Here is a 1,190-nt window from a genome sequence, read left to right on the forward strand (position 1 = left end):
GGCCTGGCACTGCTGCGCGCGGCCAAGGCGCAGGCCCTGCTGGCCGGGCGCGACTACGTGGCGCCGGACGACGTGCAGTCGATCCTGCCGCAGTGCACCGCGCACCGGCTGGTGCCGATCGGCCAGGCCGGCCGTGGCGCGGCCGATCAGGTGCGGGCCATGGCGCAGGCCGTGCCGCTGCCCTGAGCATGTCCGCGACGCTTGCCCCTGCCACCGCCCCGCGCCGCACGGGCCGCATCGGCGCCTGGCTGGCCGAGCGCCTGCCGCGCCAGGACACACAGTTGCTGACGCAGAGCAACGTCTACATCCTGCCCACCCGCGCGGGCATGGCGCTGGCGGCCACGCTGCTAGTGCTGCTGGTGGCCTCGATCAATTTCGAGCTGAACCTGGGCTACCTGCTGACCTTCCTGCTGGCCGGCGCCGCGGCGGCTGGCATGTACATCGGCCACGGCACGCTGCGCGGCACCACGCTGCACCTGGCGCCGCCCGAACCGGCATTCGCCGGCAGCGCGGCGCTGCTCGACATCCAGCTCTCCAGCGAGCGCGCCGCCCCGCGCCATGCCCTGGCGGTGGGCGTGCGCGGCAGCTCGGCGCGCGCCTGGACCGACGTGCCCGGCGGCGGCATGTCCAGCGTGCAGGTGTCTTTCGTCCCGCCCGGGCGCGGGCGGCATGCCGTGCCGGCCCTGACGGCAGAGACGCGCTTTCCGCTCGGGACGTTCCGCGTCTGGACGGTCTGGCGCCCGGCCGCCCAGGTGCTGGTCTACCCCGCGCCGGAAACGCCGGCGCCGCCGCTGCCTGCCGCCGCGCCCACTGCGGGCCATGCCCCGGTGCAGGTGCAGGCGCAGGCGCGCGGGCCGGGCGAGATCGACGGCATACGCGCCTACCAGCGCGGCGACCCGCTGCGCATGGTGGCATGGAAGAAGGCCGCACGCGCCATCGCCGCCGGCAGCGACGCGCTGGTGAGCCGCGACACCCGCCATGCGCAGCAGCAGGACCTGTGGTTCGAGCTGGCCGACACCGGCGGCGGCGCCGCGCTGGAGCAGCGGCTGTCACGCCTGTGCGCCTGGGTGCTGCAGGCCGAGCGCCTGGGGCTTGCCTACGGCCTGCGCCTGCCCGGCGTCACGCTGGCCCCGGCCCAGGGTGCGGCCCACCAGAGGCGATGCCTGGAGGCGCTCGCCCGATGCTGAGCC

At 76.0% G+C, this 1,190-nt stretch carries 1 protein-coding gene and 1 pseudogene; both read left to right on the plus strand.

What is annotated here, in order from left to right:
• A pseudogene (locus JHD63_RS22605) lies at positions 1 to 186 on the plus strand (AAA family ATPase); the annotation flags it as partial.
• A 2-nt stretch (positions 187 to 188) separates the two neighbouring features.
• Entirely contained in the window at positions 189 to 1,187 is a 999-nt protein-coding gene (locus JHD63_RS22610) for a DUF58 domain-containing protein (RefSeq protein ID WP_198973045.1), read from the plus strand.
• The last annotated feature ends 3 nt before the right edge of the window (positions 1,188 to 1,190 follow it).

Source organism: Xylophilus sp. ASV27, from assembly GCF_016428875.1.
Taxonomy (GTDB): Bacteria; Pseudomonadota; Gammaproteobacteria; order Burkholderiales; family Burkholderiaceae_C; genus Xylophilus.

What these genes read in the sequence shown, in the direction of transcription:
- JHD63_RS22610 (WP_198973045.1), top strand. Translation starts at nt 189, where the DNA reads ATGTCCGCGACGCTTGCCCCTGCCACCGCCCCGCGCCGCACGGGCCGC.